The sequence below is a fragment of the Nocardia altamirensis NBRC 108246 genome (assembly GCF_001612685.1).
In the GTDB taxonomy this organism is placed as follows: Bacteria; Actinomycetota; Actinomycetes; order Mycobacteriales; family Mycobacteriaceae; genus Nocardia; species Nocardia altamirensis.
The window spans coordinates 39,184-65,563 of the sequence record NZ_BDAY01000048.1 but is presented as its reverse complement, the minus strand read 5'-3'; the positions used below and the strand labels follow the sequence as shown (position 1 = coordinate 65,563).

The following is a 26,380-nucleotide window of genomic DNA, read 5'->3' as shown; positions in this document are numbered from 1 at the left end:
ACGATCGGTTCCATCGAATTCGAATTCGGCGCGAAGGGCGGTGCGGGTGATCGTGGTCACTGGGAGTAGGCGGGTGTCCGGTCTCGCGCGCGCGGGAGCGGGCGATTCGGGGTCTGGCAATTAGACTGGATAAACAGGCTGGGCCGGGAACGGTCTCCGGCTGTGTGATGGGACGGGTTCGCTGGTGGCCATGGTGCGGGCGTACCCGAGGACGAGCGAGGAGGTGGGACCGATGTCGAGCACCGAGGACAGGCGCTTCGAGGTCCTGCGCGCGATCGTCGCGGATTATGTCGCGACCAAGGAGCCGATCGGGTCGAAGAGCCTGGTGGAGCGGCACAATCTCGGGGTGTCGAGTGCGACGGTGCGCAACGACATGGCGGTGTTGGAGGCGGAGGGGTACATCACGCAGCCGCACACCAGTTCCGGGCGCATCCCGACGGACAAGGGGTACCGGCAGTTCGTGGACCGGATCGCCGAGGTGAAGCCGCTGTCGGGGGCGGAGCGGCGCGCGATCATGGAGTTCTTGGAGTCGGGGGTCGATCTCGATGACGTGTTGCGCCGCGGTGTGCGGCTGCTGGCCCAGCTGACCAGGCAGGTCGCGGTCGTGCAGTACCCGTCGGTGTCCGCGTCGACGGTGCGCCATATCGAGGTGGTCGCGTTGAATCCCGCGCGCCTGCTGCTCGTGGTGATCACCGACACAGGGCGCGTCGATCAGCGACTGGTCGAGCTCGGCGCGCTGGTCGATGACGAAGACCTGGCCGCGTTGCGCGGCATGCTCGGCGGCGCGATGGACGGAAAGCGGCTGGCCGCGGCGTCGGCCGCGGTCGCGGAGCTGCCTGATCGGTCGCCGCTGCGGTTGCGGGATGTGTTGATTCGGGTGTCGACGGTGTTGGTGGAGACCCTGGTCGAGCATCCGGAGGAGCGCCTCGTGCTCGGCGGTACTGCCAACCTGACGCGCAACGCTGCCGACTTCGGGTTCCCCGGCTCGCTGCGTGATGTGCTCGAGGCGTTGGAGGAGCAAGTGATCGTGCTGAAACTGCTTGCCGCCGCACAGCAGCCTGGCACCGTGACCGTGCGCATCGGCGAGGAGACCCAGGTCGAGCAGATGCGCGGCACCTCGGTGGTGTCGACGGGCTACGGCACCTCCGGTGCGGTACTCGGCGGCATGGGCGTGCTCGGCCCGACCCGGATGGACTATCCGGGGACCATCGCGTCGGTCGCGGCGGTCGCCAGGTACATCGGCGAGGTCCTCGCCGAACGCTGACGGCACCGGCACCGCTGCTACTCTCGTAATTCCGGCCGGATAAAGTTGAGTGCATCCGACTAATGCTGTTGTCAGCATGGCGGTTGGAACGGTGAAGGCCACCGTCGGGCACTGTCGAGAACGACCAAGGACTAGAGAACTCAAGTGGCACGGGACTACTACGGACTGCTCGGCGTCGCGAAGAACGCGACCGACCAGGAGATCAAGCGCGCCTACCGCAAGCTGGCGCGGGAACTCCATCCCGACGTCAACCCGGACGAGACGGCGCAGGCCAAGTTCAAGGAAGTATCGGCCGCCTACGAGGTGCTGTCGGATCCGGAGAAGCGCCGCATCGTCGACATGGGCGGTGACCCGCTGGAATCCGGCGGCGGCGCTGGTGGCGGCTTCTCGGGTGCCGGTTTCGGCGGGCTCGGGGATGTGTTCGAGGCGTTCTTCGGCGGCATGAGTGCCTCCGGCGGTGGCGCGCGCAAGCCGCGCGGCCGGGTGCAGCCCGGCGCGGACTCGCTGCTGCGGACCAGGCTGAGCCTGGCCGAATGCGCGGTCGGCGTGACCAAGCATCTGACGGTGGACACCGCGATCCTGTGCGATGTGTGCACCGGCGCCGGCACCAACGGCAAATCCAAGCCGGTGCGTTGCGAAACCTGCGGTGGCGCAGGCGAAGTGCAATCCGTGCAGCGTTCGTTCCTCGGCCAGGTGCTGACCTCGCGTCCGTGTCCGACCTGCCGTGGGGCAGGCGAGACCATCCCCGATCCGTGCCACAAGTGCGGTGGCGACGGCCGGGTGCGTGCGCGTCGCGAGATCGCCGCGCCGATTCCGGCCGGTGTCGCGAACGGCATGCGGGTGCGACTGGCCGCGCAGGGCGAGGTCGGACCGGGCGGCGGGCACGCCGGTGACCTGTATGTCGAGATCGTCGAGCAGCCGCACGACGTGTTCGTCCGCGACGGCGACGACCTGCACTGCACCATCCGCGTCCCGATGGTCGACGCGACCCTCGGCACCACCGTGGTGATCGACACGATCCTGGACGGACCGACCGAGCTGAGCATCGCGCCGGGCACCCAGCCCGGCGAGGTTTCGGTGCTGCGCGGCCACGGCATGCCGCGCCTGCGCTCCGGCGCGCGTGGCGACCTGCTCGCGCACCTGGACATCGTGATCCCGGCCAAGCTAGACGGCAAGCAGACCGACCTGCTGCGCAAGTACAAGGGCATGCGCCCGAACGAGCGCGCCGAGGTGATGTCGACGCAGTCCGAGCACAACAGCGGCCTGTTCGCCAGGCTGCGGGCCTCGTTCAGCGGGCGCTAGTTGGCCGCGACGGTCTTCTACCTCGACGAGGTGCCCGAACCGGGTGCCGTCGCCGTGCTCGACGGCCAGGAAGGCAGGCACGCCGCAACGGTGCGCCGCATCCGGGTCGGTGAGCCGATCACGTTGTCGGACGGGCACGGTGTGCTCGCTGAATCGGAAGTCGTTGCGGCGCAACGTGACCGGCTTGACCTTCGGGTGCTGAATCGTACTGTGGCGAAACCGGTTTCGCCGCAGGTCACGGTGGTGCAGGCGCTGCCGAAATCCGATCGCTCGGAGCTGGCGGTCGAGCTGATGACCGAGGCGGGCGCCGACACGATCGTCCCGTGGCAGGCTGCCCGCTGCATCGCGAACTGGGAAGGCAAGGCGGGCAAGGCCGTTGACAAGTGGCGCGCCGCCGCCCGCTCGGCCGCCCGGCAATCGCGGCGCCCCTACATCCCTGAGGTCGCGGACCTACATCGGACCCGTGACCTCCTCGACCTGATCCGAAAGTCGAAGGCGGACGGCGCGATTGTCGCCGCACTGCACGAATCCGGCACCGGCCGCTTCACCGAGCTCCCGTTCGCAGGCGTCGCCGAGATCGTGCTGATCGTCGGCCCCGAAGGCGGTCTCGACGACGCCGAACTCGCCGCCCTCGCCGAGGCGGGTGCAGACATCGTCCTGCTCGGCCCCACCGTCCTGCGTACCTCCACGGCAGCCGCGGTGGCTCTCGGCGCCCTGGGTGCGTTGACCCCTCGCTGGTAATCCCTAGGGTGTCGTCACCAGGCGGCACGGCTGGATGTTTATGCGGTGGTGCGGCGCAGTGCCTCGCAGAGCGTGAGCAGCATCGACAGATTCGGAATCTTGCCGACTTCCTTCTTGACCACCGGGCGCAACCGCCCTGACTGAGAGATGGTCAGGACTCCGAGATTTACCTGCACCGCCTTGATCGACGGCCAGGCTACCGTTGTGCCGTTGTGTACCAGGCCTGCGGTGCTGACCGCGATGCCGTCGAAGTCGACCGATCTGCCCTCGATCAATGCGGTTTGAGCAGCGGGTAGCCGCAGCGTGCAGACCTGCCAGGCGATCTGACCGCCGAGCACGTCGAGTCGTTGCGCTGCTTGCTCATTGGGCTCGTAGTCGGATGATCGTGCCGGATCCTTGTAGGAGCCCTCGACCGCCAGCGCAGTCCCATCGTCGAAGGTCAGCGCATGCTCGAAGTCGGTGCCGTCATAACCGCTGTTGGACGACCTGTGCGTGGTGCCATGTCGTATCGAAACGATCTGGTCCCACCGGTAGGCGCGCGGCGCGACCGCGGTGCTGCAGACGACCAGACCCTCGCCGAACTGTCCGAGCAGCGCCGTCTCGTTCGAGATCACCGCGCCACGCGTCAGAACGAAGATGTCCTGGCGGTGGCCGAGCTGATGAAGTGCTGCGACTTGGTCGAGCTCGGTACCGTCGCTGACGGTGTCCTTTTCGACCTTGTAGGCACGACGCCCATTGACCACCGTGCGCACGGCGTAGGACCCGACCAACCCGGCAACGCCAAGTCCCAACAGGATCGCCCACCATTGCGCGGGGTGGTATCGGATTTCCTTGTGCCCCAAGTCCGCACAGCTGCCGCGGCGCGTTTGTCCGCCTGGGCCGCCGTTGATGACGACGCATTCGTCGGTGGAGCTGACGATGGTGTCGTTGAAGACAAGGGATTCGCGATCACCCGGCAATCCAACCGCGATCAGGATCCCTGCCAAGGTGAAGCCGCACAGGACTGTGGCGATGAACCCGAATCGGATCCGGCGCTTGGGCCGTGGTGTCGACATCGGTGGCTTCCTCCCGTTGAGCTCGCAGCAGCTCGCCGCATCGATGGCGGAAAAGAGCAGCCGTACAAGCGATTCAGGTGCCGTCCTCCCGTGTAACACCTATGGCTCGCAGCGTAGCGCTGTCTTCGGCACAAATCGTGCCCGAAATTCGGGGGTCCTGGCGGCGCTACGCAGCCTGACCCGCCTCGGCGCAGGACGCCGATCGTCGTGCGGCTGTCGCGTGAATCGACAATGCAGACACGAGGATTGCGGCGACGACGAGCAGAATGCCGACACTGGCTGCTAGGCCGGTCCAGCCGTAGTGGGTGTAGGCGATGCCGCTCCCGCCGCCGATGACGGCGCTGCCGACATAGAAGGAGAACAGGTACAGCGAGGATGCCGCGCCGCGGTTGCCGACCGCCATGGCGCCGACCCATCCGCTGGCGACCGAGTGGGCGCCGAAAAAGCCTGCGGTGCACAGGGCCATGCCGAGGATCAGGGTGGCGAGGTTGTCGGGAAGCGTCATGGCCAAGCCGATGCCCATGACCAGCACCGCGGCGGCGAGCACCCACTGGCGGCCGATGCGATCGGCGAGCCGTCCGGCGACCGCTGAAGCACCGCTGCCCGCGGCGTAGAGCACGAACACCAAACCTGCTACCGCGCTGGGCAATTCGAAGGGCGGCTGGGTGAGCCGGTAGCCGAGGAAGTTGTAGAGCGAAACGAATCCGCCGACGAGGACCAGCGCGAGCCCGAACAGTGCGAGCAGGCCGCGATGGCGGAGTTGAACCACGAGATCGCCCACCACCGTACGGATTCCGGCCGATTGCGGGACAAAGCCGCGGGACGGTGGCAGACCGCGCACGAACCACAGGGTGCACACCGCCGCCGCCACCGAGATCGACGCTTCGGCCCACCGCCATGACCCGACGCCGAGGGTGAAAGCCGGTATCACCCGCCCGGCAAGCCCGCCCATGCTGGTGCCCGCGATATAGACGCCCATCGCCGCGCCGAGACCCTCGGCGCCGATCTCTTCGGCGAGATAGGCCATCGCGACGGCGGGTACTCCGGCCAAGGTCAAGCCTTGCAAGGCCCGCCCGGCGAGCAGCACATCCAGCGAAGGGCTGAGCGGCAGCAGCAGTCCGATCGCCGCCGAACTCAGTGCGGACACCGTCATCACTCTGGTGCGGCCGATGCGCGACGACAGCGCGCTGACGGGGATGATCGCCAGCGCGAGCACGCCCGTGGTGAGCGAAACCGCAAGCGCCGCATGGGCGGGCGCGGCACCGAACTCGGCGGACAGACTCGGCAGCAACGCCTGCGCGCTGTACATCGTCGCGAAGGTCGCCAACCCCGCCGCGAACAGCGCGGTGATGATCCGGCGCTCGTGCGCGATGTCGCGGACCGCGGCCGGGCGAGTCTTCGTGAGGGTCACCGATCCAGGATCGTCACCCGGTCTTCCGAAGGGAAATGAATAATAATAGAGAAGTTCATGCACCGAGCGCATATAGACAGAGTGCTCGCCGATGCCGACCGCGACGCCGGAACGTGGTGTGACAAGCACCACGCTGACCTGAGGAGCAGACAACCATGCTTGGCGCCGACCTCGAATGGTTCACCACGCTGGCCGAACTGGAACGGGTCGGCGCGGCCGCAGAGCGCCTGCACATCGCTCAGCCGACCCTGTCGCGCATGCTCGGCAGGTTGGAGCGCAAGTTCGGCGTCGAGCTGTTCGACCGACGCGGCAAACGCATCACCCTCAACGAGTTCGGCCGCATCTATTACGAACACGCCCGCCGCGCGCAATCCGAACTCGACGCGGCGAGCCAATCCATCGCCGATCTGAACAGCCCGGCCAACGGTGTTGTGCGCCTGTCCTTTTTGCATTCCTTCGGCGGCTGGCTGGTGCCGCAACTGGTCGGCGAATTCCGGCGCGGTTCCGCCCGAATCTCTTTCGCGCTGCGGCAGGGTCCTTCGGAAATGGTGGCCACCGATGTGCTCGACGGCACGTCGGATCTCGGCATCGTCTCGCCGCGCCCGACCATGCCTGGCATCGGCTGGCGCGGTCTGCTGCGTCAGCGGCTCGCCCTCGCCGTCCCCGCCGATCACCGGCTGGTCGGCCGCAGGCAGGTGCGTCTCGCCGAAATCGCCGACGAGGACTTCATCGCCATGCATCCCGGCTACGGGATGCGCCGGATCGTCGAGGACCTGTCCGCCGCCGCCGACCTGCGCCTGCGTATCGCCTTCGAGTCCAGCGACCTCGTCACCGTCGCAGGCCTGGTCGCCGCCGGTCTCGGCGTCGGTGTGCTGCCGGAGGAGGATCTCGGCCCGGCGAGCGCCCCGCGGGTGGTCGGCGCGAAGCCGGAGCAACGCCTGCCTGGACCGGTGCTGATCCCGCTCGCGGACGCGGGCGCGACCCGCGATGTCGGCCTGGTGTGGTCGGCCGCGATCGCGCCATCGGGCGCGACGCGACGCTTTCGTGATTTCACCGAGGATTGGGCACAGCGCCGCCGGGGAATCCCGTGATCGTCCGGTCCCTCCGATAGCGGCTTATTCACTGGGCGGTGTCGGTGGGGCGCGTTAAACTTTCCTCAACACAGCAGCACGTCGAGACCGGAAAGCAGGCTATAGCCACTTTTGAGAACACAAGGCGAGATCGGCGACCCGACCACTCCATCAACGGCAGGCATCGGCGCCGACGACAACGGCTCGGGCCCCGCAGCACGCACCGTGCGTTCCAGTATCGAACTCGCTCCCGAATCCGTGTTCCCGTTCCTCGGTTCGGCCGACCAGAATCTGCGTGAACTCGAAGAGCTGCTCGATGCGGACATCCATGTCCGCGGCAATTCCGTCACCCTGACCGGCAAGGCGGCCGATGTCGCGCTCGCCGAGCGAGTAATCGAACAGCTCATCGCGCTGACCGGCCGGAATCGAGTGGTGACTCCGGAAGCGGTGCGGCACACCGTATCCATGCTCACGGAGGGCTCATCGGAGTCCCCGGCCGAGGTGCTCAGCCTGGACATCCTGTCCCGGCGCGGCAAGACCGTCCGGCCGAAGACGCTGAACCAGAAGCGCTACGTCGACGCGATCGACGCCAACACCATCGTCTTCGGCATCGGCCCTGCCGGTACCGGCAAGACGTATCTGGCGATGGCCAAGGCCGTGCAGGCGCTGCAGACCAAGCAGGTCAACCGGATCATCCTGACCCGCCCCGCGGTGGAGGCAGGTGAGCGGCTCGGCTTCCTGCCTGGCACGCTCAACGAGAAAATCGATCCGTACCTGCGCCCGCTCTACGACGCACTGCACGACATGATGGATCCCGAAGCCATCCCGAAGTTGATGGCGGCAGGCGTCATCGAGGTCGCGCCGCTGGCGTACATGCGCGGTCGCACGCTCAACGATTCGTTCATCGTGCTCGACGAGGCGCAGAACACCACGGCCGAGCAGATGAAGATGTTCCTCACCCGGCTCGGCTTCGGCTCGAAGATCGTGGTGACCGGCGACGTCAGCCAGGTCGACCTGCCGACCGGCGCACGGTCGGGGCTGCGGGCGGCGAGTGAGATCCTCACCGATATCGAGGACATCCACTTCTCGTATCTCACCAGCAGCGACGTGGTCCGGCACCGGCTGGTCGCCGACATCGTCGACGCCTACGACCGGGCAGAGTCGGAAGCCAGGCCGCAGGTCGGCCCGCACTATCCGGGCAACCGGGCGCAACGTCGTGCCGCGAGCCGCGGCGATCGGCGCTGACATCGCAGGTTGTCGCGTGACCCGGACCTCGGGTTGCGCGGCAACCGGCCATCTGCGGTGACATAGGCTTACCGGGTGAGTATCGAGATCGCCAACGAGTCGGGTATCGACGTACCCGAAGAGGATCTGGTCAGTGTCGCGCGGTTCGTGATCGGCCGGATGGACGTGCACCCCGCCGCGGAACTGTCGATGGTGCTCGTCGATCTCGACACCATGGCCGACCTGCACATGCGCTGGATGGATCTACCCGGCCCGACCGACGTCATGTCGTTCCCGATGGACGAACTCGAGCCGGGCGGGCGGCCGGACAGTCCGGAACCCGGCCCGTCCATGCTCGGCGACATCGTGCTCTGCCCCGAGTTCGCCGCGGGCCAGGCGCGCAAGGCCGGGCACTCGCTCGACCACGAACTCGCGCTGCTCACCGTGCACGGCGTCCTGCACCTGCTCGGCTACGACCATGCCGAGCCGGACGAGGAGAAGGAAATGTTCGCGCTGCAGGACCGGCTGCTCGAAGAGTGGTACGAGAGCCTGCGCGAGGCACAGCGGCGGGCCGAACTCGCCGCCAGGGACGCCAGGTTGCTGGGGAAGGCGGGCTTCACCACACCGGGTGACGCACTGGGACCCGCGTGAGTTCGCTGACCCTGATCCTGCTCGCGGTCCTGCTCGTCCCGGTGGGCGGGGTGTTCGCGGGTGTCGATTCGGCGTTGAACACCATCTCTCCGGCACGGGTCGACGACATGGTCCGGGCCGACCGGCCTGGCGCGGTGCGGCTCAGCAAGATCGTCGCAGACCGCGCCCGCTACGTGAATCTCATGGTGCTGCTGCGCATTCTGTGCGAAATCGGCGCCACCGTGCTGCTCGCGGCGGCACTGATCGCGGTATGGAACGACGAGTGGGCGTTGCTGGCCACCGCGCTGGTCATGGTGCTGGTGTCCTATGTGGTGATCGGGGTCGGCCCGCGTACCCTCGGCCGCCAGCACGCCTATTCGATCGCGCTGATCGCCGCGCTGCCGCTGCAATTCATCGGCGCGCTGCTCGGCCCGCTCAGCAGGCTGCTCATCCTGCTCGGTAACGCGATCACGCCGGGTAAGGGTTTCCGCAACGGCCCGTTCGCCTCCGAGATCGAGCTGCGCGAGGTGGTCGAGATGGCCAGCGAGCGCGGTGTGGTCGCCGACGACGAACGCCGAATGATCCAGTCCGTCTTCGAACTCGGCGATACCGCCGCGCGTGCGGTGATGGTGCCGCGCACCGAGATGGTCTGGATCGAGGCGGACAAGACTGCGGCACAGGCGATGTCGCTCGCGGTGCGGTCCGGGCACTCGCGCATCCCGGTGATCGGCGAGAACGTCGACGACATCCTCGGCGTGGTGTATCTGAAAGATCTTGTGCCGTATGCGGAACGCAGCCGCAAGGTGCTCGTCGGCGAGGTGATGCGGCCCGCGGTGTTCATGCCCGACTCGAAACCCTTGGACAGCCTGCTCGACGAAATGCAGCGCAGGCGTAACCACATGGCGCTGTTGGTCGATGAATACGGCGGGATAGCCGGGCTGGTGACGATCGAGGACGTGCTCGAGGAGATCGTCGGTGAGATCGCCGACGAATACGACATCGACGAGACGCCACCCATCGAAGACCTCGGCGACGGTCGCTATCGCGTGTCGGCGCGGTTGCCGGTCGAAGACCTCGGTGAGCTGTACGGGCTCGACATCGAGGAGGAAGACGTCGACACGGTCGGCGGGTTGATGGCGCACGAACTCGGCCGGGTGCCGTTGCCCGGCTCGAAGGTCGTGGTGCACGGGCTGGTGTTGCGCGGCGAGGGCGGCGCGGACACGCGTGGGCGGGTGCGGGTGCACACCGTGGTGGTGCGCAAGGCGACGGACAAGGCGCAGAGCGGCGAGGACCGCAAGCCGAACGGCAAGCGCAAAGGCAACGGCTCGGATCGGGAAGTCCCGGCCGGTCGACACGAGGACGGAGACACCGAATGACCGAATTGGATCCCGAGGACAACAAACTGGTGGTGTTGGCGCGTGGCGCGATGGGCCGCACCGGTGGCACGAGCGGCGCGGCGATCCGCGACACCGACGGCCGCACCTACGCGGCGGGCGAGGTGAGCCTGACCGCGCTGCGGATGACCGCGCTGCAGGCGGCGGTCACGGCCGCGATCTCCAGCGGCGCAGAGGGTTTCGAGGCGGCCGTGGTGGTCGGCGGGCGCCTGTCCGACTACGGGGTCGCCGCGGTGCGTGAGGTGTCGCCGGCCGCCAGGATCATTTTCACCGACCAGAACGGTGCGGTCTTCGAGATCGTCGACGACGCGGAAATCGCCGTCGACGCACAGACTGCCAGCGAGGTCTCCGGTGGCTGACGGTCGGGCAGACGCCGAATTCCGTTCCGGCTTCGTCTGTTTCGTCGGCAGGCCGAACACCGGCAAGTCGACGCTGACCAATGCGCTTGTGGGCCAGAAGATCGCGATCACCTCCTCGCGCCCGCAGACCACCAGGCATACCATCCGCGGCATCGTGCACCGCGAACACGCGCAGCTCATCCTGGTCGATACGCCAGGCCTGCATCGGCCGCGCACCCTGCTCGGCCAGCGGCTGAACGACCTTGTGCGCGATACGTATTCCGAGGTCGACGTGATCACGCTGTGCGTGCCCGCCGACGAGAAGATCGGGCCGGGCGATCGATGGATCGTGCAGCAGATCAAGCAGATGGCGCCGAAGACGACGGTGCTCGGTGTGGTCACCAAGATCGACAAGGTGAGCCGGGACCAGATCGCCGAGCAGCTCCTCGCGTTGTCAAAACTGCTCGGCCCTGAAGCCGACGTGGTGCCGGTATCCGCGGTCAAGGGTGAGCAGGTCGAGGTCCTCGTCGACGTGATCGCCTCGAAAATGCCTGAGGGACCGGCGTTTTACCCCGACGGAGAGCTCACCGACGAGCCGGAGGAAACCCTCATGGCGGAGCTCATTCGCGAGGCCGCGCTCGAGGGGGTTCGGGACGAACTGCCGCACTCGCTGGCGGTTGTCATCGAAGAGATCCTCCCGTACGAAGAGCGCGAAGACATGCTCGACGTGCACGCGATTCTCTACGTCGAACGGCCGAGCCAGAAGTCGATCATCATCGGCAAGGGTGGTGCGCGCCTCAAAGAGGTCGGCACCAACGCCCGCAAGCAGATCGAGCACATTCTCGGCACCCGCATCTACCTCAACCTGCATGTGAAGGTTGCCAAGGACTGGCAGCGGGATCCGAAGCAGTTGGGCAAGTTGGGGTTCTGATTGTCTGCTGGGCAATCGTGAGCCATCGATGATGCCACTTCCGGCGCTGTCGCGAGGTGACTCGGTCGGTAGGGTGGCCGGATCGCCACCGTAGTGCCGACCGAGATGAGGTTGTCGTATGAGTGAGGCTGTGCTGCTCGATATCGAAGGCACGGTGAGTCCTGTTGCTGCTATACGAGACTCGTTGTATCCCTATGCCCGCGCGCGGCTGGCGGAGTGGATCCGCAGGCCGGAGCCCGAGATCGGGCGCATCGTCGATACTTTGCGGTTGGCGATGGGGGATGTGCACGCTGATGCGGCGGCGGTTACCGGGCGGCTGGAGCAGTGGGCGGATCTCGAGATCAGGGCCGAGCCGTTGCGGGCGTTGCAGGGGTTGATCTGGTTAGACGGGTTCGCGTCGGGGGCGTTGACCGCGCAGTTCTATGCGGACGTGCCGCCTGCGCTGGCGAACTGGGCGCAGGCGGGGGTGCAGGTGTATGTCTTCTCGGCCGAATCCGAGCTGGTGCAACAGATCTGGTTTGCGAACTCACAGTTCGGCGATCTGTCCGGCGGGCTGAGCGGTCACTTCGACAGCACGGCGGAAGGGGAGGTCGACGATCCGTTGTCCTACAGGTTGATCGCGAAGGTGATCGGTGTAAGTCCTGAGCGGATTCGGTTCGTTTCCGGCGCCGTCGAGAAGCTGGACGCCGCGGCCGCTGCGGGCTTGCGGACAGTGGGTGTGTCCCGCGTCGAGGACGGTTCGCCGGAGGTCGGCACGCATCCTCGGGTCGCGTCGTTCAGCGAGATTCCCACCACGGGCTAGGGCGTTCCCGCTCCCAGTGCAGTTCTGATTCCAATTGCGCCGCAACTGAAATCAGCAGTGGCTCGGTCGATGCCGTGCTCATCAGTTGCGCGCCGACCGGTAGGCCCGCGTCGGTGAAACCGGCGGGCACGTTCACGCTCGGCCAGCCGAGCACGTTCCACGGCCAGGTGTAGGGGCAGGCGGCGGTGATGAGGTTGTTGGTCGCGTGCACGCCGATGCCGTCGATGTCTTCGGCGCGCGGCGGCGGTGTCGCGGTGGTCGGCGCGAGGACCAGGTCGTAGTCGCGGAAGAAGGTGCCTATGCGCTTGTGTAAGAAGGGCTCTGCCTTCCTGGAGGCGAACAGGGCGGGTCCGTCGAGCAGCGTGCCGAAGCGGGCATTGGCGAGCGTGCGCGGATCCACCTGGGCGCCAGGCATATTCCGGTGGACCGAGCGGATGCCTGCCAGTGAACGTGGCAGGAACGACGCGCCGATCAGCAGGCCGTAGTGCAGATCCGCGACGGTGACGGTGTGGCCGAGCGCACGCAGGGTGTCGCCGATGCGCCGCACTGCCGCCGCTACCTCGGGGTCGAGCATGGTCCTGGTCGCGGTGAACGGGGTGCGCAGCGACAGTGCGATCCGCAGCTTGCCGGGGTCGCGGCCGACCGCATCGGTCGCGGAAATTGGTGCGGGAGTGTGTAAATCACCGGAGTGCGGCCCTGCGGCGACATCGAGCAGCAGGGCGGCGTCGGCGACCGTCCTTGCCAGCGGGCCGTTTACGGTGAGCCCGTAGAACGCTTCGGCGTGCGGCCAGGTCGAGATGCGGCCACGCTGCGGTTTGATGCCGACGAGATTGGTCCACGAGGCCGGGATGCGGATGGAGCCCGCGCCGTCGGAACCCAGTGCGGCAGGCACCAATCCGGCCGTGACCGCGGCCGCCGAGCCGCCGGAGGAACCGCCTGGCGTGCGGTCGGCGGCCCAGGGATTGCGGGTGTGGCCGAAGGACGCCGCACTGGTGAACGGCCACTGCCCGAGCTCACACGTGTTGGTCTTGCCGACGATCACCGCGCCCGCCGCACGGAGCCGTCGCACCGATTCGGCGTCCGTCGTCTGCGGCGCGAAGCTGCCACCGCATCCGAAAGCCGTTGGCTCACCGGCGATATCGGTGTCGTCCTTCACCGCAATCGGCACGCCGAGCAGCGGCAGTCGCACACCGGCCGCAAGCTGTCGATCGGCATCGGCTGCCTCGCTCAGCGCCCGTTCACGGCGGACGATCCGAAACGCGTTGAGCGTCGGCTGCGCGGCCTCGATCCGGTCGAGCGCGGCACCCACCGCGGCGACGGAGCTGATCGTGCCTTGCGCGAGCGCGGCGGCGTGGTCGGCCAGCCCGAGGCCGGCCAGTGCCTCGGCGGGCGGCCGAGGTGGTTCGGACACCGTCATGGTGAGCTCCGTCTCGTCGTGCTTTCGCGACGACGGTAGCGCGTGTCTGGTCAAGTGACCAGTGCGCTCCGTGCAACGAGTGTGCTCTGCGGTCGGCAGGCGCGTGTCAGCGCGGCGAGTTCGCTACCGGGAAGCTCGGATTCGCTCGCCCGGTTCAGAATCACTCTAGACATACATACCGTATGTATGTAAAAGTGTTGGCATCACATCGGCACTGGAGGGAACCATGGGATTCAGCACCGCACTCGGCGACACGCACGAGGTAGACCTGCCCGGCGGTCGCATCCGCTACCACGAGACCGGGACCGGTTCGCCGGTCGTTTTCGTGCACGGCCTGCTCGTGAACGCGGACCTGTGGCGCAACGTCGTCCCCGGCATCGCCGCCGCGGGCCACCGCTGCCTGACTCCGGACTGGCCGCTCGGCGCGCACGAAATCCCGGTCCCCGACCTGGATTTGACACCGTCAGGCGTGGCCGACCTGATCGCGGCATTCCTCGACAAGCTCGACCTGACCGATGTCACCCTCGTCGCCAACGACACCGGCGGCGCCCTCACCCAGGTGCTGATGACCCGGCATCCGGCCAGGATCGGCCGAGTGGTGCTTGCCGCGGTCGACAGCTACGAGGGCTTCCTGCCCATGCCGTTCACGCTGTTCAGCTGGATCGCGAAGATCCCGGGTTCGATCCGCCCGCTGATCGAGCCGATGCGCATCCGAGCCCTGCACAAGACGCCGCTGGCCTTCGGCCTGGTCGCCAAGCGGATGCCGCCGCCGGAGATCGCCGACTCCTACCTGCTGCCGAGCCGCAGGTCCGGCGCGATCCGCAAGGATCTGCGGCGCTTCCTGAAGTCGGCGAACAACAGCTACACGCTGGAAGCCGCCAAGCACTTCTCGTCCGTGGACTTCCCGGTGCTGCTGGTGTGGTCGCGCGAAGACAAGATCTTCCCGCTGTCCTTCGCCCAGCGCCTGGCCAGCGACCTGCCACACGCGACGTTGCGGGTGGTCGACGATTCCTACACCTTCCTCCCGGAGGACCAGCCCGAGTTGCTCACCGACGCGATCCTGGAGTTCACTCGGCTGCATGCCACGCCGTAGCCAGGAGGATCGCTCCCGCACCACCAGAGCCGCGCTCGAAGAGGCAGGCCGTCGCCTGTTCACCGAGCGCGGCTTTGCCGCGACCTCCGCGGAGGAGCTGGTCACCGAGGCCGGGGTCACCCGCGGCGCGCTGCACCACCACTACGGCGACAAGCGCGGCCTGTTCCTCGTCGTCCTGGAACAGATCGAAACCGAACTCACCGAAGAGATCGGAAGTGCCATCGCCGCTGTCGATCCCGACGATGTGATGGGCGGTATGGCGGTGGGCCTCAGCCTCTTCCTGGAGATGTGTCAGCGCCCGGCGATGCTGCGGATCGCGCTCACCGACGCGCCCGCCGTGATGGGTTGGCAGGCCTGGCGCGAATTCGAGAGCCAGCACGGTCTCGGCATGATCGTCGGTCATCTGGAGCGCGTCCGCGATGCGGGCATGCTGGTCGATGCGCCCATCCCGGTGCTCGCCCAATTGTTGCTGAGCGCCCTCACGGAGGCGTCGTTGATCGTCGCGCACGCCGAAGACAAGGACGCGGCCAGGGCCGAGGCGCAGCAATCGGTGCTGCTCCTGATCTCCGGCCTGCTGCGCACCTGACGAATCAGCTCGAGCGCAACCGTCGTCGCCGATCGGCCACCCACCGAGAATCAGCGAATGAAGCTCGTAGCGATAGGTATCGGTCTCGCGGTCGGCTTCGGTCTGGCCGGAGCAGCACAGGCACAGCCGTTGACGCCCGACTACGCCCAGCCGCCGAATGGCGTCGGCGACATCGACGGTCCGACCCTCACTCCGGCGTTCTCGCCGATCCAGGTGCCGACTCCGGACGTCCAGCGGGGCGGCGACGCGACGACCGTCGTTGCGCACCCTTATCTGGCGCCGTGGGTGCACAACCTTGTTCCGGTCGCGCCGAATACCGCGATCGAGGTGCAGGGTGCGGCACGCGTCACCCTGCCGGGTGCGGCCGACGGCCGCACCTTGGTGATCAATCCGAACGGACACTGCCTGTTCGATGGGGCAGGCGCCAGGCCGGCAGACCTCGACGCGATCGTCTTGCCCCCCGTGCGTATCGACACCCCCGTCCTTCAGCTCGTCGTCGAGCCGACGGTGTACCGCTGATCCGCTATTCGACGAATTGCAGTTCTACCTGAGGCAATTCGACCATGACGCGCGCGCAGACGGCGCGGTGCCAGGTGGCCGGGTAGCGGGTGCCCGGCTCGTGGCGGCAGTAGTCGTCGTTTGTTCGATAGGTGTGTAGTCGTGGTGAGATCTCGCCTGCCCCGATGGCATCGACCATCGCCTCGACGACCTGTTCGGTCTCGTCGGCGATTTCGGCGAGCTCGCGGGCCGCGGTGTCCGGGATCTGGAAAGAGCCCTTCTCCCACCGTTCCACGGTGCGTTCGGCGACGGCGAACAGCCTGGCGCACCAGGGCACCGGCAAGCCGAGTAACTCACGAGTGGCGCGGAAGCCAGCGGCGGTTCCGGTCCCTAATAGGTCGTCCAAATCTGAAAGCCCCTCCCCAGCAGTGCGGTAGAGAAAAAGAATAGGACAGCGCGCGGAGCGGCATGGTCGATTCGTCGCCGGAAGTCAGGCCGTGACAACCGGGACGGCAGGCGACGGGGTCGGTGCGCGCTGCCGCGCCTGCCGTCGGCTGTCGGGTGTTCGTGGGAGGATGAGGCGTGCGTTTGTATCGGGATGTGGCGGTGGTGGTACGCCAGCACAAGCTTGGCGAGGCGGACCGCATTGTCACGTTGCTGACGCGCCAGCACGGATTGGTGCGCGCGGTGGCCAAGGGGGTGCGCAGGACCAAGTCGCGGTTCGGCGCCCGGCTGGAGCCGTTCGCCTACATCGACGTGCAACTGCATCCTGGGCGCACGCTGGATGTGGTGACCCAGGTGCACACGGTCGAGGCGTTCGCTGCCGACATCATCGACGACTACGGGCGCTACACCACCGCCTGTGCCGTGCTGGAAACCGCCGAGCGGTTGGCCGGTGAGGAACGTGCGCCCGCGCCGCGGCTGCACGCGCTCACCGCGAGCGCCCTGCGCGCGATCGCGGCCAAACAGCGGCCGCACGAGCTGATCCTGGACGCATTCCTCTTGCGCGCCATGGGTTTTGCCGGCTGGGCGCCCGCGCTGGACGAATGCGCCAAGTGCGCGACCCCCGGCCCGCATCGCGCGTTCCATGTGGCGGCAGGAGGCGCGGTGTGCGTGCATTGCCGTCCACCCGGTGCGGCGACACCGCAGCAGGGGGCGCTCGAGTTCCTGGTCGCGCTGCTGCGCGGCGAGTGGGAGTACGTCGAGTCGGTGCCCGACGGGGTGCGCAGGCAGGGCAGCGGCCTGGTCGCCGCGCATCTGCAATGGCATCTGGAACGCCAATTGCGGACATTGCCGCTGATCGAGCGGTCGCGGCCGGTGAGCTCGCCCGCCTGAGTCCGCGTTTCGCTCGCCTAGAGCCGAGACCCACACAAGGCCTCCACAACCATCAGGCAGGATGGGGGCCGTGATCCTGCGCCGTGACTCCTCTACCGCGACCAAGTCGAGCTCTGCGCGGCCCGACGCGGTCGGCACCGTTCGTCCGCCGTCGCCGCATCCCTCGGGAGCCCGTCCGCCGGAGATTCCGGCCGAGCTGGTGCCCAACCATGTCGCGCTGGTGATGGACGGCAACGGCCGGTGGGCGCAGGAACGTGGACTGCCGCGGACCGCGGGCCACGAGCGCGGCGAGGCCGTGCTGATGGACACCGTCGAGGGCTGCATCGAGATCGGGGTGAAGTGGCTGTCGGCCTACGCCTTCTCCACCGAGAACTGGCGGCGCAGCCCCGACGAGGTGCGGTTCCTGATGGGGTTCAACCGTGACGTCATCCGCCGCCGCCGCGACGAGATGAACGAGATGGGCGTGCGGGTGCGCTGGGCGGGGCGACGACCGAGGCTGTGGCGCAGCGTGATCAACGAGCTCGAGATCGCCGAGGAGCTGACCAAGAAGAACACGGTGATGACCCTCACCATGTGCGTCAACTACGGCGGTCGTGCCGAAATCGCCGATGCGGCAAGGGAAATCGCGCGGCGGGTGGCGGCGGGCGAGATCGACCCCGAGAAGGTCACCGAGGCGACCATCGCGAAGTACCTCGACGAGCCGGACATGCCGGACGTGGATCTGTTCCTGCGCCCCTCCGGCGAGTTCCGCAGCTCGAACTTCCTCATCTGGCAGTCCGCGTACGCCGAATACGTCTACCAGCACACGCTGTTCCCCGATTTCGACCGGCGCAATCTGTGGGAAGCGTGCCTCGAGTACGCTTCGCGTGACCGACGCTTCGGCGGCACCAAGTGAACGGCGGCACAGAGATGGAATCTTCGGTGAGTCCCGAGATCGAACTGCAGGCGAAGGCCGGCGCGTGCCTGTCGCTCTACGACATCGAGGTGCGGGTCGATCCCGAGGGCTCGATCGGCTTCGAATACGAGGGCGCGCTGTGCTCGTTGCGCGCGGTGAGCCTCGCGCCAGGCCTGGATGTGCTGACGCTGACCTGCGTGCTTGCCTGGGATCGCCCGCTCAAGCCGCAGCTGCACAAGCGGGTCGCCGAGCGCAACAACGACCTCCAGTTCGGCTCGCTGACCGTGATCGGCCACGACAAGCAGGCCGACGTCATTCTGCGCTACACCTTCCCTGCCGCCGGTCTGGACGATCAGGCGCTGGCCACCATGCTCGTCCTGGTGCTGTCCGGCGCTGGCCGGGCCAGGCAAGGACTGCTGCTGCCCTGACCACACGTCCATGACATGTGTCATGGGGGATGGGTGACAGGTGTGTGGGGGCTTTCGGTGGCTGGTGGGCGACCGTTGAGGCATGACATCAGCACTGAAGGCGGGTGCGGCCGGCAAGCACCGGGTGCCGCCCGCGATCGAACTGCGCGAGCTGCGTAAGAGCTTTCCGGTACCGGGCGGCGGGGTGGTGCAGGCTGTCGACGGACTCGACCTGGTGATCGAACCGGGCGAGATCGTCGCGTTCCTCGGCCCCAACGGTGCGGGCAAGACCACCTCCCTCGACATGGTGCTCGGCTTGACGCGGCCGGACTCTGGCACGGTCGAGGTATTCGGCGGCACGCCGGCGCAAGCCCTTGCGGTGGGCCGGATTTCGGCGGTCCTGCAATCCGGCGGGTTGCTGCCCGACCTCACCGTCGCCGAAACCGTGCGGCTCGTTGCCGGTATGCACGCGAACCCGTGCCCGGTCGACGAGGCGCTCACGCGCGCAGGGCTCACCGAGATCGCAGGCCGTCTGGTCGGCAAATGCTCAGGCGGACAACGCCAACGGCTCCGGTTCGCGCTCGCGCTGCTGCCCAATCCCGACCTCATCGTGCTCGACGAACCCACCACCGGCATGGATGTCGAAGGGCGAAGGGACTTCTGGAACGCGATGCGTGCGGACGCCGCGCGTGGCCGCACCGTCCTGTTCGCCACCCACTACCTGGACGAGGCCGACGCCTACGCCGACCGGATCGTGCTGGTCCGGGCAGGAAAGGTGGTCGCGGACGGCAGTGCCGCCGAGATCAAGAACCTGGCCTCGGGCCGCGCGGTCAGCGCGACCATGCCCGGCGCGGTGCGGAGTGCGCTGCTCGCCGTCCCCGGTGTCGATCAAGTGGAAGTGCGCGGCGACCGAATCATCGTGCACACCGCTGACTCCGACGCGATCGCCCGCTACCTGCTCACCGAGACCACCGCGGTCGATCTCGAAATCACCTCGCACAACCTCGAATCCGCGTTCCTGGCGCTCACCACCGGAGAGAACTGACATGACCACCCTTGCCGCACCGGCGGTTTCGACTACCCATCGGCCGACCCCGTTCGGCGGCTTCAGCGCCGGGTTCCTGCGCCTCGAGCTGCGCCGCATGCTGCGCAACCGGCGCACCATGATCTTCACGCTGCTCATCCCGCCGCTGTTCTTCGTCATCTTCGGCCTGCAATCGAACTACCGGACACAGGCTTTCGGGTCGGGCAATGTGACCGGCTACATCATGGTGTCGATGGCCGTCTACGGCGCGATGCTCGCGACCACCAGCGGCGGCGCCATGGTGGCGATCGAACGCGCCACCGGCTGGAGCCGCCAATTACGGCTCACCCCACTGCATCCGGTCGCCTACATCGCCACCAAGGTCGCCGTCGCGATGGCGCTCGAACTGGTGTCGGTCGCCGCGGTGTTCGTGGTCGGCGGGCTGTTCGGCGCGCATCTCACGCCGGTCGCGTGGGTGAGCTGCTTCCTGATCGCCTGGCTGACCTCGCTGGTCTTCGCGGCATTCGGGCTGTTCGTCGGCTACCTGCTGCCGTCGGAGAATGTGATGCAGTTGCTCGGACCGGTGCTTGCCGCGCTGTCCTTCGCGGGCGGGCTGTTCATGCCGCTGCACGGCTGGTTCGAGACCGTCTCACGGGTGTTCCCGACCAACGGCGTCGCCACGCTGTCGCGAATGCCGTTCGGCGACACCGGTTCCGGCGAGATCGCGATCGCGGTGCTCAACGTCGTCGTCTGGGCTGCGGTGTTCGTCGGCGGCTCGACCGTGCTGTTCCGCCGTGACACCGCCCGCTGACCTGGTTCGCGCACCGCGCCGCGGCCGTCCCGAACGAGGGGTGGACAGCCGCGGCGCGTGCGGTGGCGCGCCACACAGGACGTGGCCTACCTGGGCCGACACCGGTTCGGTAGCGTCGGTCCTCGTGATCGACCAGGGCTCGTGCAGCACAGACGGTGGCCTCTCGTGCGGGAGCGACGCATGGGTGTGAGGTCAGGGCTCGCTTCGCTGCGTGCCGCTGGTTTTTCCGGTCTCCTCGATCGGGCGGTCGATGATCAGTCGTTGGGCGCGATGAACAGCAGGCGCCGCGGCTGGTGGGGCATCCTCGTCGCGGTGGTGTGGCTGGTCTGGCTGATACCGCCGATCGCGCAGCGCTGGTCGCAGGGGGATACCGTGCAGGCGGGTCTCGCGACGGCATGCTTTGTGGCGTTCGTGGCGCTGGTGTTCGGGTCGTTCCTGATGGCGCGCAGATCGGGTCCGCGCGACCCCGTGCTCGAGCAGCCGATCGACCGTCGAATCTGGCCGGTGCTCGGGCTGATGATCGCGTTGCACGTGGCGCTGGTGGTGCTGCTCGGTCCGGTCGCGCTGCCGACCGTGATCTACATCGCGATCGTTGCCATCTTCGCCCTGCCCGCCAGGGAATCCGGGTATGTGGTCCTGGCGGTGATGTCGGCGATGCTGCTTCTTCCGGTGCTCCTGCCCGGCAGGCAGCCGACGGAGATGCCGTTCTATCTGGCCTTCGTTCCGGTGGCCGTCTGGTTGGCCAGGCAGCTCGGTGTGCGCGGCGAGCGGCTCGCCGAGCTGGCACGGCGGCAGCGCGCCGAACTGGAGATTGTCGAAGAGCGCAACAGGGTGTCGCGCGACGTGCACGACATCCTCGGCCACTCGCTGACCGTGATCACCGTGAAAACCGAACTGGCGCAACGACTCATCGACGTCGATCTGGTGCGGGCGAAGACCGAGCTCGCCGATATCGAACGACTCGCGCGCGAAGCGCTTGCCGGAGTGCGCGATACCGTCGGCGGCCTGCGCGAGGTCTCGCTGCGCGGCGAGCTCGTCAACGCGAAAACCGCACTGGCCGCGGCGGATATCGTCGCCGATCTCCCGGACCCCGCGCAGCTCCCCGAAACACCGCACAGCGAGCTGTTCGGCTGGGTGCTGCGCGAGGCGGTCACCAACGTGATCAGGCACAGCGCGGCCAGGCACTGCACGGTGCTGGTCGGCGACAGCTCTATTGAGGTGGTCGATGACGGCCGTGGCCTCGGCGCCGGCGCGGCATCCGGTTCGGGCCTCGCCGGCCTGCGTGAGCGAGTCCGTGCCGCGGGTGGCACGTTGACCATGTCCGCGTCGACGCAGGGCGGCGTGCGGGTCGCTGCCACCGTTGCGCCGCCTGCGGCATCACCCCGAAACAGGAGGAGGGACCGATGATCCGGCTGTTGCTCGCCGATGACCAAGCGCTGGTGCGCGGCGCGCTCGCGGCGTTGCTCGGGCTGGAAGCCGATCTGGAGGTGGTCGGGGAGGTCGGCCGCGGCGACGAGGTGCTCGACGCGGTCGCGCGCACGAATCCCGATGTGGTGCTGCTCGATGTGGAAATGCCCGGCATGGACGGCATCGCCGTCGCAGGCGAATTGCACACCGCCCACCCCGATGTCCGCATTTTGATGGTCACCACGTTCGGCCGCCCCGGCTATCTCCGCCGCGCCATCGACGCGGGTGCCAGCGGGTTCGTCGTCAAGGACACCCCGGCGCGGGAGCTGGCCGATGCTGTTCGCCGCGTCCAGATGGGCTTGCGCGTAGTCGATCCCGCGCTCGCGGCGGAAACCCTGACCGCGGGCACCTCGCCGCTGACCGCCAGGGAACGCGAGGTCCTCGCCGCGGCCGCCGACGGCGCCACCGCGGGCGCGATCGCAAAGCAGCTGCATCTCTCCGAAGGCACTGTCCGCAACCATCTTTCGTCCGCCATCGGCAAGACCGGCAGCTCTACCCGTGCCGAAGCCGTTCGCGCGGCCGAACGCCTCGGCTGGCTCTGATCCGCTCGCCGACACCTCAGGACTAGCTCAGGTGGAGGGTCCCGACGAGTATGGACCCGTTGGGCCCAGGGGCTTGGTAGCCCAGCGAGCCATCGGGTCTGAGTTCGACCGTCGTGGTCCTGCCGTTGTCGGGACACCCGACGCCACCGGTGGCGCGGCCGGCGAAGGTGAGCTCGGTCGCGGCCAGGCTCACCACGCGTTCGGCGCGTTCGCACCGATCGCCGGAGAGCCGATCGGTGTCCGCTGAGGTCGCGACCTCTTCGGCGGTCTTGCCCGCAATGATGGTCAGTACGACGTCGATCGTGTGCGCGCCGTCGCCTGCGGTGCCCTTCCAGGTGCCGAGAAAGCCTTGGGGGACATTCCAGATGGCCGTGCCAGGCGTGGTGTCCGCGGGGGAGTCGATGGTGCTGGTCGCCGGGGTGGTCGAGTCGCGCGGCAACTGCTGGCGGATCACGAAGACCGCCACGCCTACGGCGAGGACTGCGATGGCGAGGACTGCGGCCAAGCGCAGCAGTGTCTGCCGATCCGGTGGGCGCGGCCGCCGCGGTCCCGATCGGTCGAGCGCCGACGGTTCCTGACTCATCGAGTCGAGTCTAATCCCGGGCAGCGGTCGCCTCGCCGGGTTCGACGGAATACGAAATCTGTTGCCGCTCAGTCGGGTACCGGACAGCCATCGCTGCCCGGTACCCGGTCACTGCATTCGCGCCAGGCAGGCGCGGGCCGTGCACCGCGGTGTCAGAAGGGCATAACCGCGCAGATCGGTCCGATCCCCAGTGCGGAGTTGACGGTGATCGGCGTGATGAAATAGGTCTCGCCCTGGACGTATTCGGCTGCCCAGATCTTGTGCGCGCCCTTTCTGGCCGGCGTCCAAGTGGTGACCGCCCGGCCAGACGTGTCCGCGACCACAGTGGCCGGCTTGAACGTCAGGTCCGTACGCGCGCCTTCGATTTCGTCAAGAAAGACGACCGTGCTGCCCGGCTTCGCGGTCGCGGTGACCTGGTACGAGCAGCTCGCGCCGTAGAAACTCGAGCTGCCGAAGCTTAGGCCGACGGCGACGTCGATGTTGCTGACCGAGGCTCCGGCGTTGGGCGCGGCGGTCGCGGCGGCGGCGCACAGCGCCCCGAACGCGGTCGCGGCGACGGCGGTCCTCTTCGAAACGGTCACGGCAGGTAATCCCCTTCCGGCGACGGGTCCCCTTCTACGGGGCTTCCCGACACTTGCACAGGCGCTGCGCAAGATCAATGGCCGGGTCCGGATCGATGTGCCGACAGTGTGCGGGGCAGGCTCAGTCGGCGGCGGGTCCGTAGGGGAGCAGCGTGCGGACGCCACGTGCCAGGGTTTGCGGGTCGATGTCGCCGATGATCAAGTGCTGCAACATGAATCCGGGCAGCACGCCCATCACGGCGGTCGCCACGGCGTGGATGTCGGTGTCCGGAGGCAGCCAGCCCTCGTCGCGCATCCGCTCGGTGTACTCGTACCAGCGGTCGCGAATCGCGAGGATCGCCTCCTTGACGTACACGGCCGCCTCGGGATGCACCAGTGCCAGCGCCCATGCCTGCGGCGCCAGCCGCAGGAAGCCATCGGGTCCGCTGTTCGCGACCATGTGCTCGGCCAGCGCGCCGACCAGCCGGTCCGGTGTCGGCAGCGGGTCCTCGTGGATCATCTCGGTCATCACCATGCGCAGGCCGACCGTTGTCTGCGTGGCCAGCGCCGCGATCAGCTCGTCTTTGCTCTTGAAGTACCGGTAGACCGCGCCTGCCGAGAGCCCGGATTCGGTAAAGACGTCTTGCATCGAGGTTTCGTGGAAGCCCTTGCGGCTGAAGCAGAGTTTGGCGGCATCGAGTATCTGCTGCCTACGGCGGGTGAGGTGTTCCTCGCTGACTCTGGGCACAGGCTCAATGTAAAACGAACATCCGTTCTTGACAAGCCGAAGGCGTGCGTGCGACGGTGGATTCACCAAAAAGAACGGTCATTCGATTTACGGGAGAACCCCATGAATACGATGCAGCGAGCGCTCGCCGTCGGCGTCGGGGCAGCGCTGCTCCAGGCACTGATGCTCATCGCCTTTGCCTGGCCCGCCGCCAACATCGCCCCCCGTGACGTGCCGCTGGCCGTCACGGGCCCGCAGGCCGAAATGATCGTCGGCACGCTGGCCGGCCACAGCCCCGGCGCGTTCGACATCTCCCGCCCGGCCGACGAGGCCGCCGCGCGCGCCGCCATCGCGGACCGCGAGGTGTACGGCGCGATCGTCACCGGCGACGGTGCGCCCAAGGTGCTGATCGCCTCCGGCGCGAGTCCTGCTGTCGCACAACAGCTCACGCAGATCGGGCAGCAGCTGTCCGGGGCGCAGGCGCCGCGGGTGGAGGACGTGGTCGCCGCCGACGCCGACGATCCGCGCGGTGCCGCGTTCGGCGCGATGGTGCTGCCGTTGGTGATGTCGGGCATCACGGCGGGCGTGCTGCTCAGCCTGGTGATTCCGACGGTCCGCGGAAAGCTGGTCGGCCTGGCCGCCTTCGGTGTCGTCGGCGGGCTGCTGAGCATGGAGATCGTGCACGGCTGGATGTCGGTGATCCCGGGGACCTATCTGGTGCTGTCGGCGGCGGCGGGGCTCGTCTCGTTCGCGGTGGCGGCTGCGGTGGTCGGCCTTGCGGGCGCAATAGGCCAGGCGGGCATCGGCATTGCCGCGTTGACCATGCTCCTGATCGGGAATCCGTTCTCGGCGGCCACCTCCGCGCCGGAACTGCTGCCGCAGCCGTGGGGCGCGATCGGGCAGTACCTCCCGCCGGGCGCGGCCGCCTCGCTGATCCGCTCGGTCGCGTTCTTCGACGGCGCGGGCGCGGCTGCGCCGCTGACGATTCTGCTGGTCTGGTCGGTTGCCGCGATCGCACTGCTCGGCGTCGGCGCGCTGCGCGCCAAGCGCATCAGCGAAAACTCGGCTCCCGCACGGGTTCCGGTCGCTGTGAGCTGACGACGGCGAAAAGGCAGCAGGCCCATCCGCGAAACGCGGGTGGGCCTGCTGTTTTCCTGGAGCGCGGAGCCGGGCGAAAGCTCCTCGCGCACAGGGGTGTTCGGAACTCAGCTGACGGTCAACGCGAGTGTCGGTGCGGTGGCCGCGCCTTCGGACTTCTGCGCGTTGTAGGTCAGCACGTACGGCCCGGTGCCCGGTGCCGGAACGACGAACACCACGTTGTTCTTCGGCAGGTCGATGGTCTTGTTCGCGTCGAGCAGCTCGTTGATCGGATTGCGGTCGTCGGCGACAAGTGCCTGACCGCCGGAGGTCTGCACCGAGAAGTATTCGGTGAAGATGTTCAGGCCGCCGCCCGGAATGTTCGGCCCGCCAGTGATTTTGATGTGCAGGGCGAGCTCGTACTTGCCCTTCTCGTCCTTGGTGTAGCTCGGGGTGAGCGTGCCGCCGGTCACCGTGATCGTGGTCTGGTCCTGCACCAGCGTCCCGCTGACGGCGAGCTTCTTCGGCTCGATGCTCTCCACCTTGGCCGCGGCGGCGAGCGGAATCTTGGTCTGGTTGTCCGAGGCTTGCCCGTACACCACGGTGATCGTGTCGAGCAGGTGCTCGGCGTCCTTGGCGGACTTGACCGGAGTACTCACCTTGCCCGCGGCAGCGCCGCCGCCGGGGACGGTCGGGTTGTCCCAGCTCGCGCCGCCGTCCACCTGGTTGCCGACCAGCAGCGAGGTGTTGTTGCTCATCGTCTTGTTCTCGAGCGTGGTGTTCTTGTAGGTGATGTCGATCAGCACCTTCGCGCCGCCGTATTCGTCCGGCACCACGGTGGCCTTGTCGACGGTGATGTCGAAGCCTTCGAACCAGCCGGTCTTGCCGATCTTGCGCACCGTCGCCTGGCCCGTGTTGGTGCTGCCCGGCGATCCGTTGGCTACCGCGCTGGTGGCGGGCGCCGACGGGCTCGGCGTAGCAGTGCCGTCCTTGTCATTGCAGGCCGTGAGAGCCAGCGTTGCCGCGCTGAGGAGCGCGAATGCTCCTGCGGCCGTTCGAATCCGACGGCGGCGCGCCGGAGCGATGGATGAGATCAGGGTCGAGCGCACGCTGCCTCCCAGAGATGTGCAAACCACAAGACTGACACCAGGATCCGCCAGGTGTTCACGGTTCGCGTTGAAATCTGCACGGGAGTC

Annotated in this window: 29 protein-coding genes; 21 read left to right on the top strand and 8 right to left on the bottom strand. The window is 67.7% G+C overall.

The features are described from left to right. Positions 1-232 precede the first annotated feature (232 nt). From hrcA to NA11_RS24585, 3 genes are all read left to right on the top strand, one after another. Positions 233-1,264, top strand: a complete 1,032-nt coding sequence (gene hrcA / locus NA11_RS24595) for a heat-inducible transcriptional repressor HrcA (protein WP_069164386.1) — start codon at positions 233-235, stop codon at positions 1,262-1,264. 144 nt (positions 1,265-1,408) lie between these two features. Next, entirely contained in the window at positions 1,409-2,566 is a 1,158-nt protein-coding gene (dnaJ, locus tag NA11_RS24590; RefSeq protein WP_069164343.1) for a molecular chaperone DnaJ, read from the top strand. Continuing rightward, entirely contained in the window at positions 2,567-3,307 is a 741-nt protein-coding gene (locus NA11_RS24585) for a 16S rRNA (uracil(1498)-N(3))-methyltransferase (RefSeq protein WP_069164342.1), read from the top strand. 38 nt (positions 3,308-3,345) lie between these two features. On the opposite strand, the gene NA11_RS24580 is transcribed toward NA11_RS24585, so the two are convergent. After that, a complete protein-coding gene (locus NA11_RS24580) occupies positions 3,346-4,362 on the bottom strand; it encodes a DUF6585 family protein (protein WP_069164341.1) in 1,017 nt (338 codons plus the stop codon). A 166-nt stretch (positions 4,363-4,528) separates the two neighbouring features. Continuing rightward, entirely contained in the window at positions 4,529-5,773 is a 1,245-nt protein-coding gene (locus NA11_RS24575; RefSeq protein WP_069164385.1) for an MFS transporter, read from the bottom strand. Between the two features lie 155 nt (positions 5,774-5,928). On the opposite strand from NA11_RS24575, the gene NA11_RS24570 reads away from it, so the two are divergent. The 7 genes from NA11_RS24570 (at position 5,929) to mtnC (ending at position 12,162) form a co-directional block, all read left to right on the top strand. Beyond that, positions 5,929-6,864, top strand: a complete 936-nt coding sequence (locus tag NA11_RS24570) for a LysR family transcriptional regulator (protein WP_069164340.1) — start codon at positions 5,929-5,931, stop codon at positions 6,862-6,864. Between the two features lie 162 nt (positions 6,865-7,026). Beyond that, on the top strand, positions 7,027-8,088 hold the full coding sequence (locus NA11_RS24565) for a PhoH family protein (protein WP_069164384.1): 1,062 nt from the start codon (positions 7,027-7,029) through the stop codon (positions 8,086-8,088). Between the two features lie 75 nt (positions 8,089-8,163). Continuing rightward, entirely contained in the window at positions 8,164-8,718 is a 555-nt protein-coding gene (gene ybeY / locus NA11_RS24560; RefSeq protein WP_069164339.1) for an rRNA maturation RNase YbeY, read from the top strand. Continuing rightward, complete coding sequence (locus NA11_RS24555) at positions 8,715-10,073, top strand: hemolysin family protein (RefSeq protein ID WP_069164338.1); 1,359 nt, start codon at positions 8,715-8,717, stop codon at positions 10,071-10,073. Before ybeY ends, NA11_RS24555 begins: the two co-directional genes overlap by 4 nt. Further along, positions 10,070-10,450: a cytidine deaminase-like protein gene (locus NA11_RS24550; RefSeq protein WP_069164337.1), complete on the top strand. Its 381-nt coding sequence runs from the start codon at positions 10,070-10,072 to the stop codon at positions 10,448-10,450. Before NA11_RS24555 ends, NA11_RS24550 begins: the two co-directional genes overlap by 4 nt. Further along, on the top strand, positions 10,443-11,360 hold the full coding sequence (gene era, locus NA11_RS24545; RefSeq protein WP_069164336.1) for a GTPase Era: 918 nt from the start codon (positions 10,443-10,445) through the stop codon (positions 11,358-11,360). The genes NA11_RS24550 and era overlap by 8 nt, the downstream gene beginning before the upstream one ends. 118 nt (positions 11,361-11,478) lie before the next feature. Next, complete coding sequence (gene mtnC, locus NA11_RS24540; RefSeq protein ID WP_069164335.1) at positions 11,479-12,162, top strand: acireductone synthase; 684 nt, start codon at positions 11,479-11,481, stop codon at positions 12,160-12,162. Here mtnC and NA11_RS24535 read toward each other — a convergent pair. After that, positions 12,137-13,579 carry an amidase gene (locus NA11_RS24535; RefSeq protein ID WP_069164383.1) on the bottom strand — a complete coding sequence of 481 codons (1,443 nt, stop codon included), beginning with the start codon at positions 13,577-13,579 and terminating at the stop codon, positions 12,137-12,139. The genes mtnC and NA11_RS24535 overlap by 26 nt on opposite strands. Before the next feature lie 226 nt (positions 13,580-13,805). Here NA11_RS24535 and NA11_RS24530 point away from each other — a divergent pair, with 226 nt between their 5' ends. From NA11_RS24530 to NA11_RS24520, 3 genes are read left to right on the top strand one after another with little or no spacing between them, the layout of a single operon-like run. Next, the gene (locus tag NA11_RS24530; RefSeq protein WP_069164334.1) at positions 13,806-14,672 is read left to right on the top strand and encodes an alpha/beta fold hydrolase; all 867 of its coding nucleotides are present in this window, start codon (positions 13,806-13,808) and stop codon (positions 14,670-14,672) included. Beyond that, positions 14,659-15,258, top strand: a complete 600-nt coding sequence (locus NA11_RS24525) for a TetR/AcrR family transcriptional regulator (RefSeq protein ID WP_069164333.1) — start codon at positions 14,659-14,661, stop codon at positions 15,256-15,258. Before NA11_RS24530 ends, NA11_RS24525 begins: the two co-directional genes overlap by 14 nt. A 57-nt stretch (positions 15,259-15,315) precedes the next feature. Next, positions 15,316-15,777, top strand: coding sequence for a hypothetical protein (locus NA11_RS24520; protein WP_069164332.1), 462 nt, complete (start codon positions 15,316-15,318; stop codon positions 15,775-15,777). Positions 15,778-15,781: 4 nt separating this feature from the next. Here the strand turns inward: NA11_RS24520 and NA11_RS24515 are convergent, their stop codons facing one another. After that, positions 15,782-16,162 carry an Aca2/YdiL-like domain-containing protein gene (locus NA11_RS24515; RefSeq protein ID WP_167837715.1) on the bottom strand — a complete coding sequence of 127 codons (381 nt, stop codon included), beginning with the start codon at positions 16,160-16,162 and terminating at the stop codon, positions 15,782-15,784. A 176-nt stretch (positions 16,163-16,338) separates the two neighbouring features. Here NA11_RS24515 and recO point away from each other — a divergent pair, with 176 nt between their 5' ends. From recO to NA11_RS24480, 7 genes are all read left to right on the top strand, one after another. Then, a complete protein-coding gene (recO, locus tag NA11_RS24510; RefSeq protein WP_069164330.1) occupies positions 16,339-17,091 on the top strand; it encodes a DNA repair protein RecO in 753 nt (250 codons plus the stop codon). Between the two features lie 61 nt (positions 17,092-17,152). Then, positions 17,153-17,986 carry an isoprenyl transferase gene (locus tag NA11_RS24505; RefSeq protein WP_069164329.1) on the top strand — a complete coding sequence of 278 codons (834 nt, stop codon included), beginning with the start codon at positions 17,153-17,155 and terminating at the stop codon, positions 17,984-17,986. Between the two features lie 14 nt (positions 17,987-18,000). Next, positions 18,001-18,414: a YbjN domain-containing protein gene (locus tag NA11_RS24500; protein WP_069164382.1), complete on the top strand. Its 414-nt coding sequence runs from the start codon at positions 18,001-18,003 to the stop codon at positions 18,412-18,414. A gap of 82 nt (positions 18,415-18,496) precedes the next feature. Further along, positions 18,497-19,438: an ABC transporter ATP-binding protein gene (locus tag NA11_RS24495; RefSeq protein ID WP_069164328.1), complete on the top strand. Its 942-nt coding sequence runs from the start codon at positions 18,497-18,499 to the stop codon at positions 19,436-19,438. A gap of 1 nt (position 19,439) precedes the next feature. After that, a complete protein-coding gene (locus NA11_RS24490; protein WP_069164327.1) occupies positions 19,440-20,228 on the top strand; it encodes an ABC transporter permease in 789 nt (262 codons plus the stop codon). A gap of 180 nt (positions 20,229-20,408) precedes the next feature. Further along, a complete protein-coding gene (locus tag NA11_RS24485) occupies positions 20,409-21,635 on the top strand; it encodes a sensor histidine kinase (protein ID WP_069164381.1) in 1,227 nt (408 codons plus the stop codon). Then, on the top strand, positions 21,632-22,237 hold the full coding sequence (locus tag NA11_RS24480) for a response regulator transcription factor (protein WP_069164326.1): 606 nt from the start codon (positions 21,632-21,634) through the stop codon (positions 22,235-22,237). The genes NA11_RS24485 and NA11_RS24480 overlap by 4 nt, the downstream gene beginning before the upstream one ends. A 22-nt stretch (positions 22,238-22,259) precedes the next feature. Here NA11_RS24480 and NA11_RS24475 read toward each other — a convergent pair whose 3' ends face one another. The 3 genes from NA11_RS24475 to NA11_RS24465 all read right to left on the bottom strand — a co-directional run bounded on the left by NA11_RS24475 (position 22,260) and on the right by NA11_RS24465 (position 24,128). Next, positions 22,260-22,820, bottom strand: a complete 561-nt coding sequence (locus NA11_RS24475; RefSeq protein WP_069164325.1) for a hypothetical protein — start codon at positions 22,818-22,820, stop codon at positions 22,260-22,262. A 152-nt stretch (positions 22,821-22,972) separates the two neighbouring features. Continuing rightward, positions 22,973-23,401, bottom strand: a complete 429-nt coding sequence (locus NA11_RS24470) for a hypothetical protein (protein ID WP_069164324.1) — start codon at positions 23,399-23,401, stop codon at positions 22,973-22,975. Between the two features lie 121 nt (positions 23,402-23,522). Continuing rightward, complete coding sequence (locus NA11_RS24465; RefSeq protein ID WP_069164323.1) at positions 23,523-24,128, bottom strand: TetR/AcrR family transcriptional regulator; 606 nt, start codon at positions 24,126-24,128, stop codon at positions 23,523-23,525. 102 nt (positions 24,129-24,230) lie between these two features. Between NA11_RS24465 and NA11_RS24460 the strand changes: the two genes are divergently transcribed. Further along, on the top strand, positions 24,231-25,205 hold the full coding sequence (locus NA11_RS24460) for a hypothetical protein (protein WP_069164322.1): 975 nt from the start codon (positions 24,231-24,233) through the stop codon (positions 25,203-25,205). A 107-nt stretch (positions 25,206-25,312) separates the two neighbouring features. On the opposite strand, the gene NA11_RS24455 is transcribed toward NA11_RS24460, so the two are convergent. After that, a complete protein-coding gene (locus NA11_RS24455; RefSeq protein WP_069164321.1) occupies positions 25,313-26,293 on the bottom strand; it encodes a hypothetical protein in 981 nt (326 codons plus the stop codon). Between the last annotated feature and the right edge of the window lie 87 nt (positions 26,294-26,380).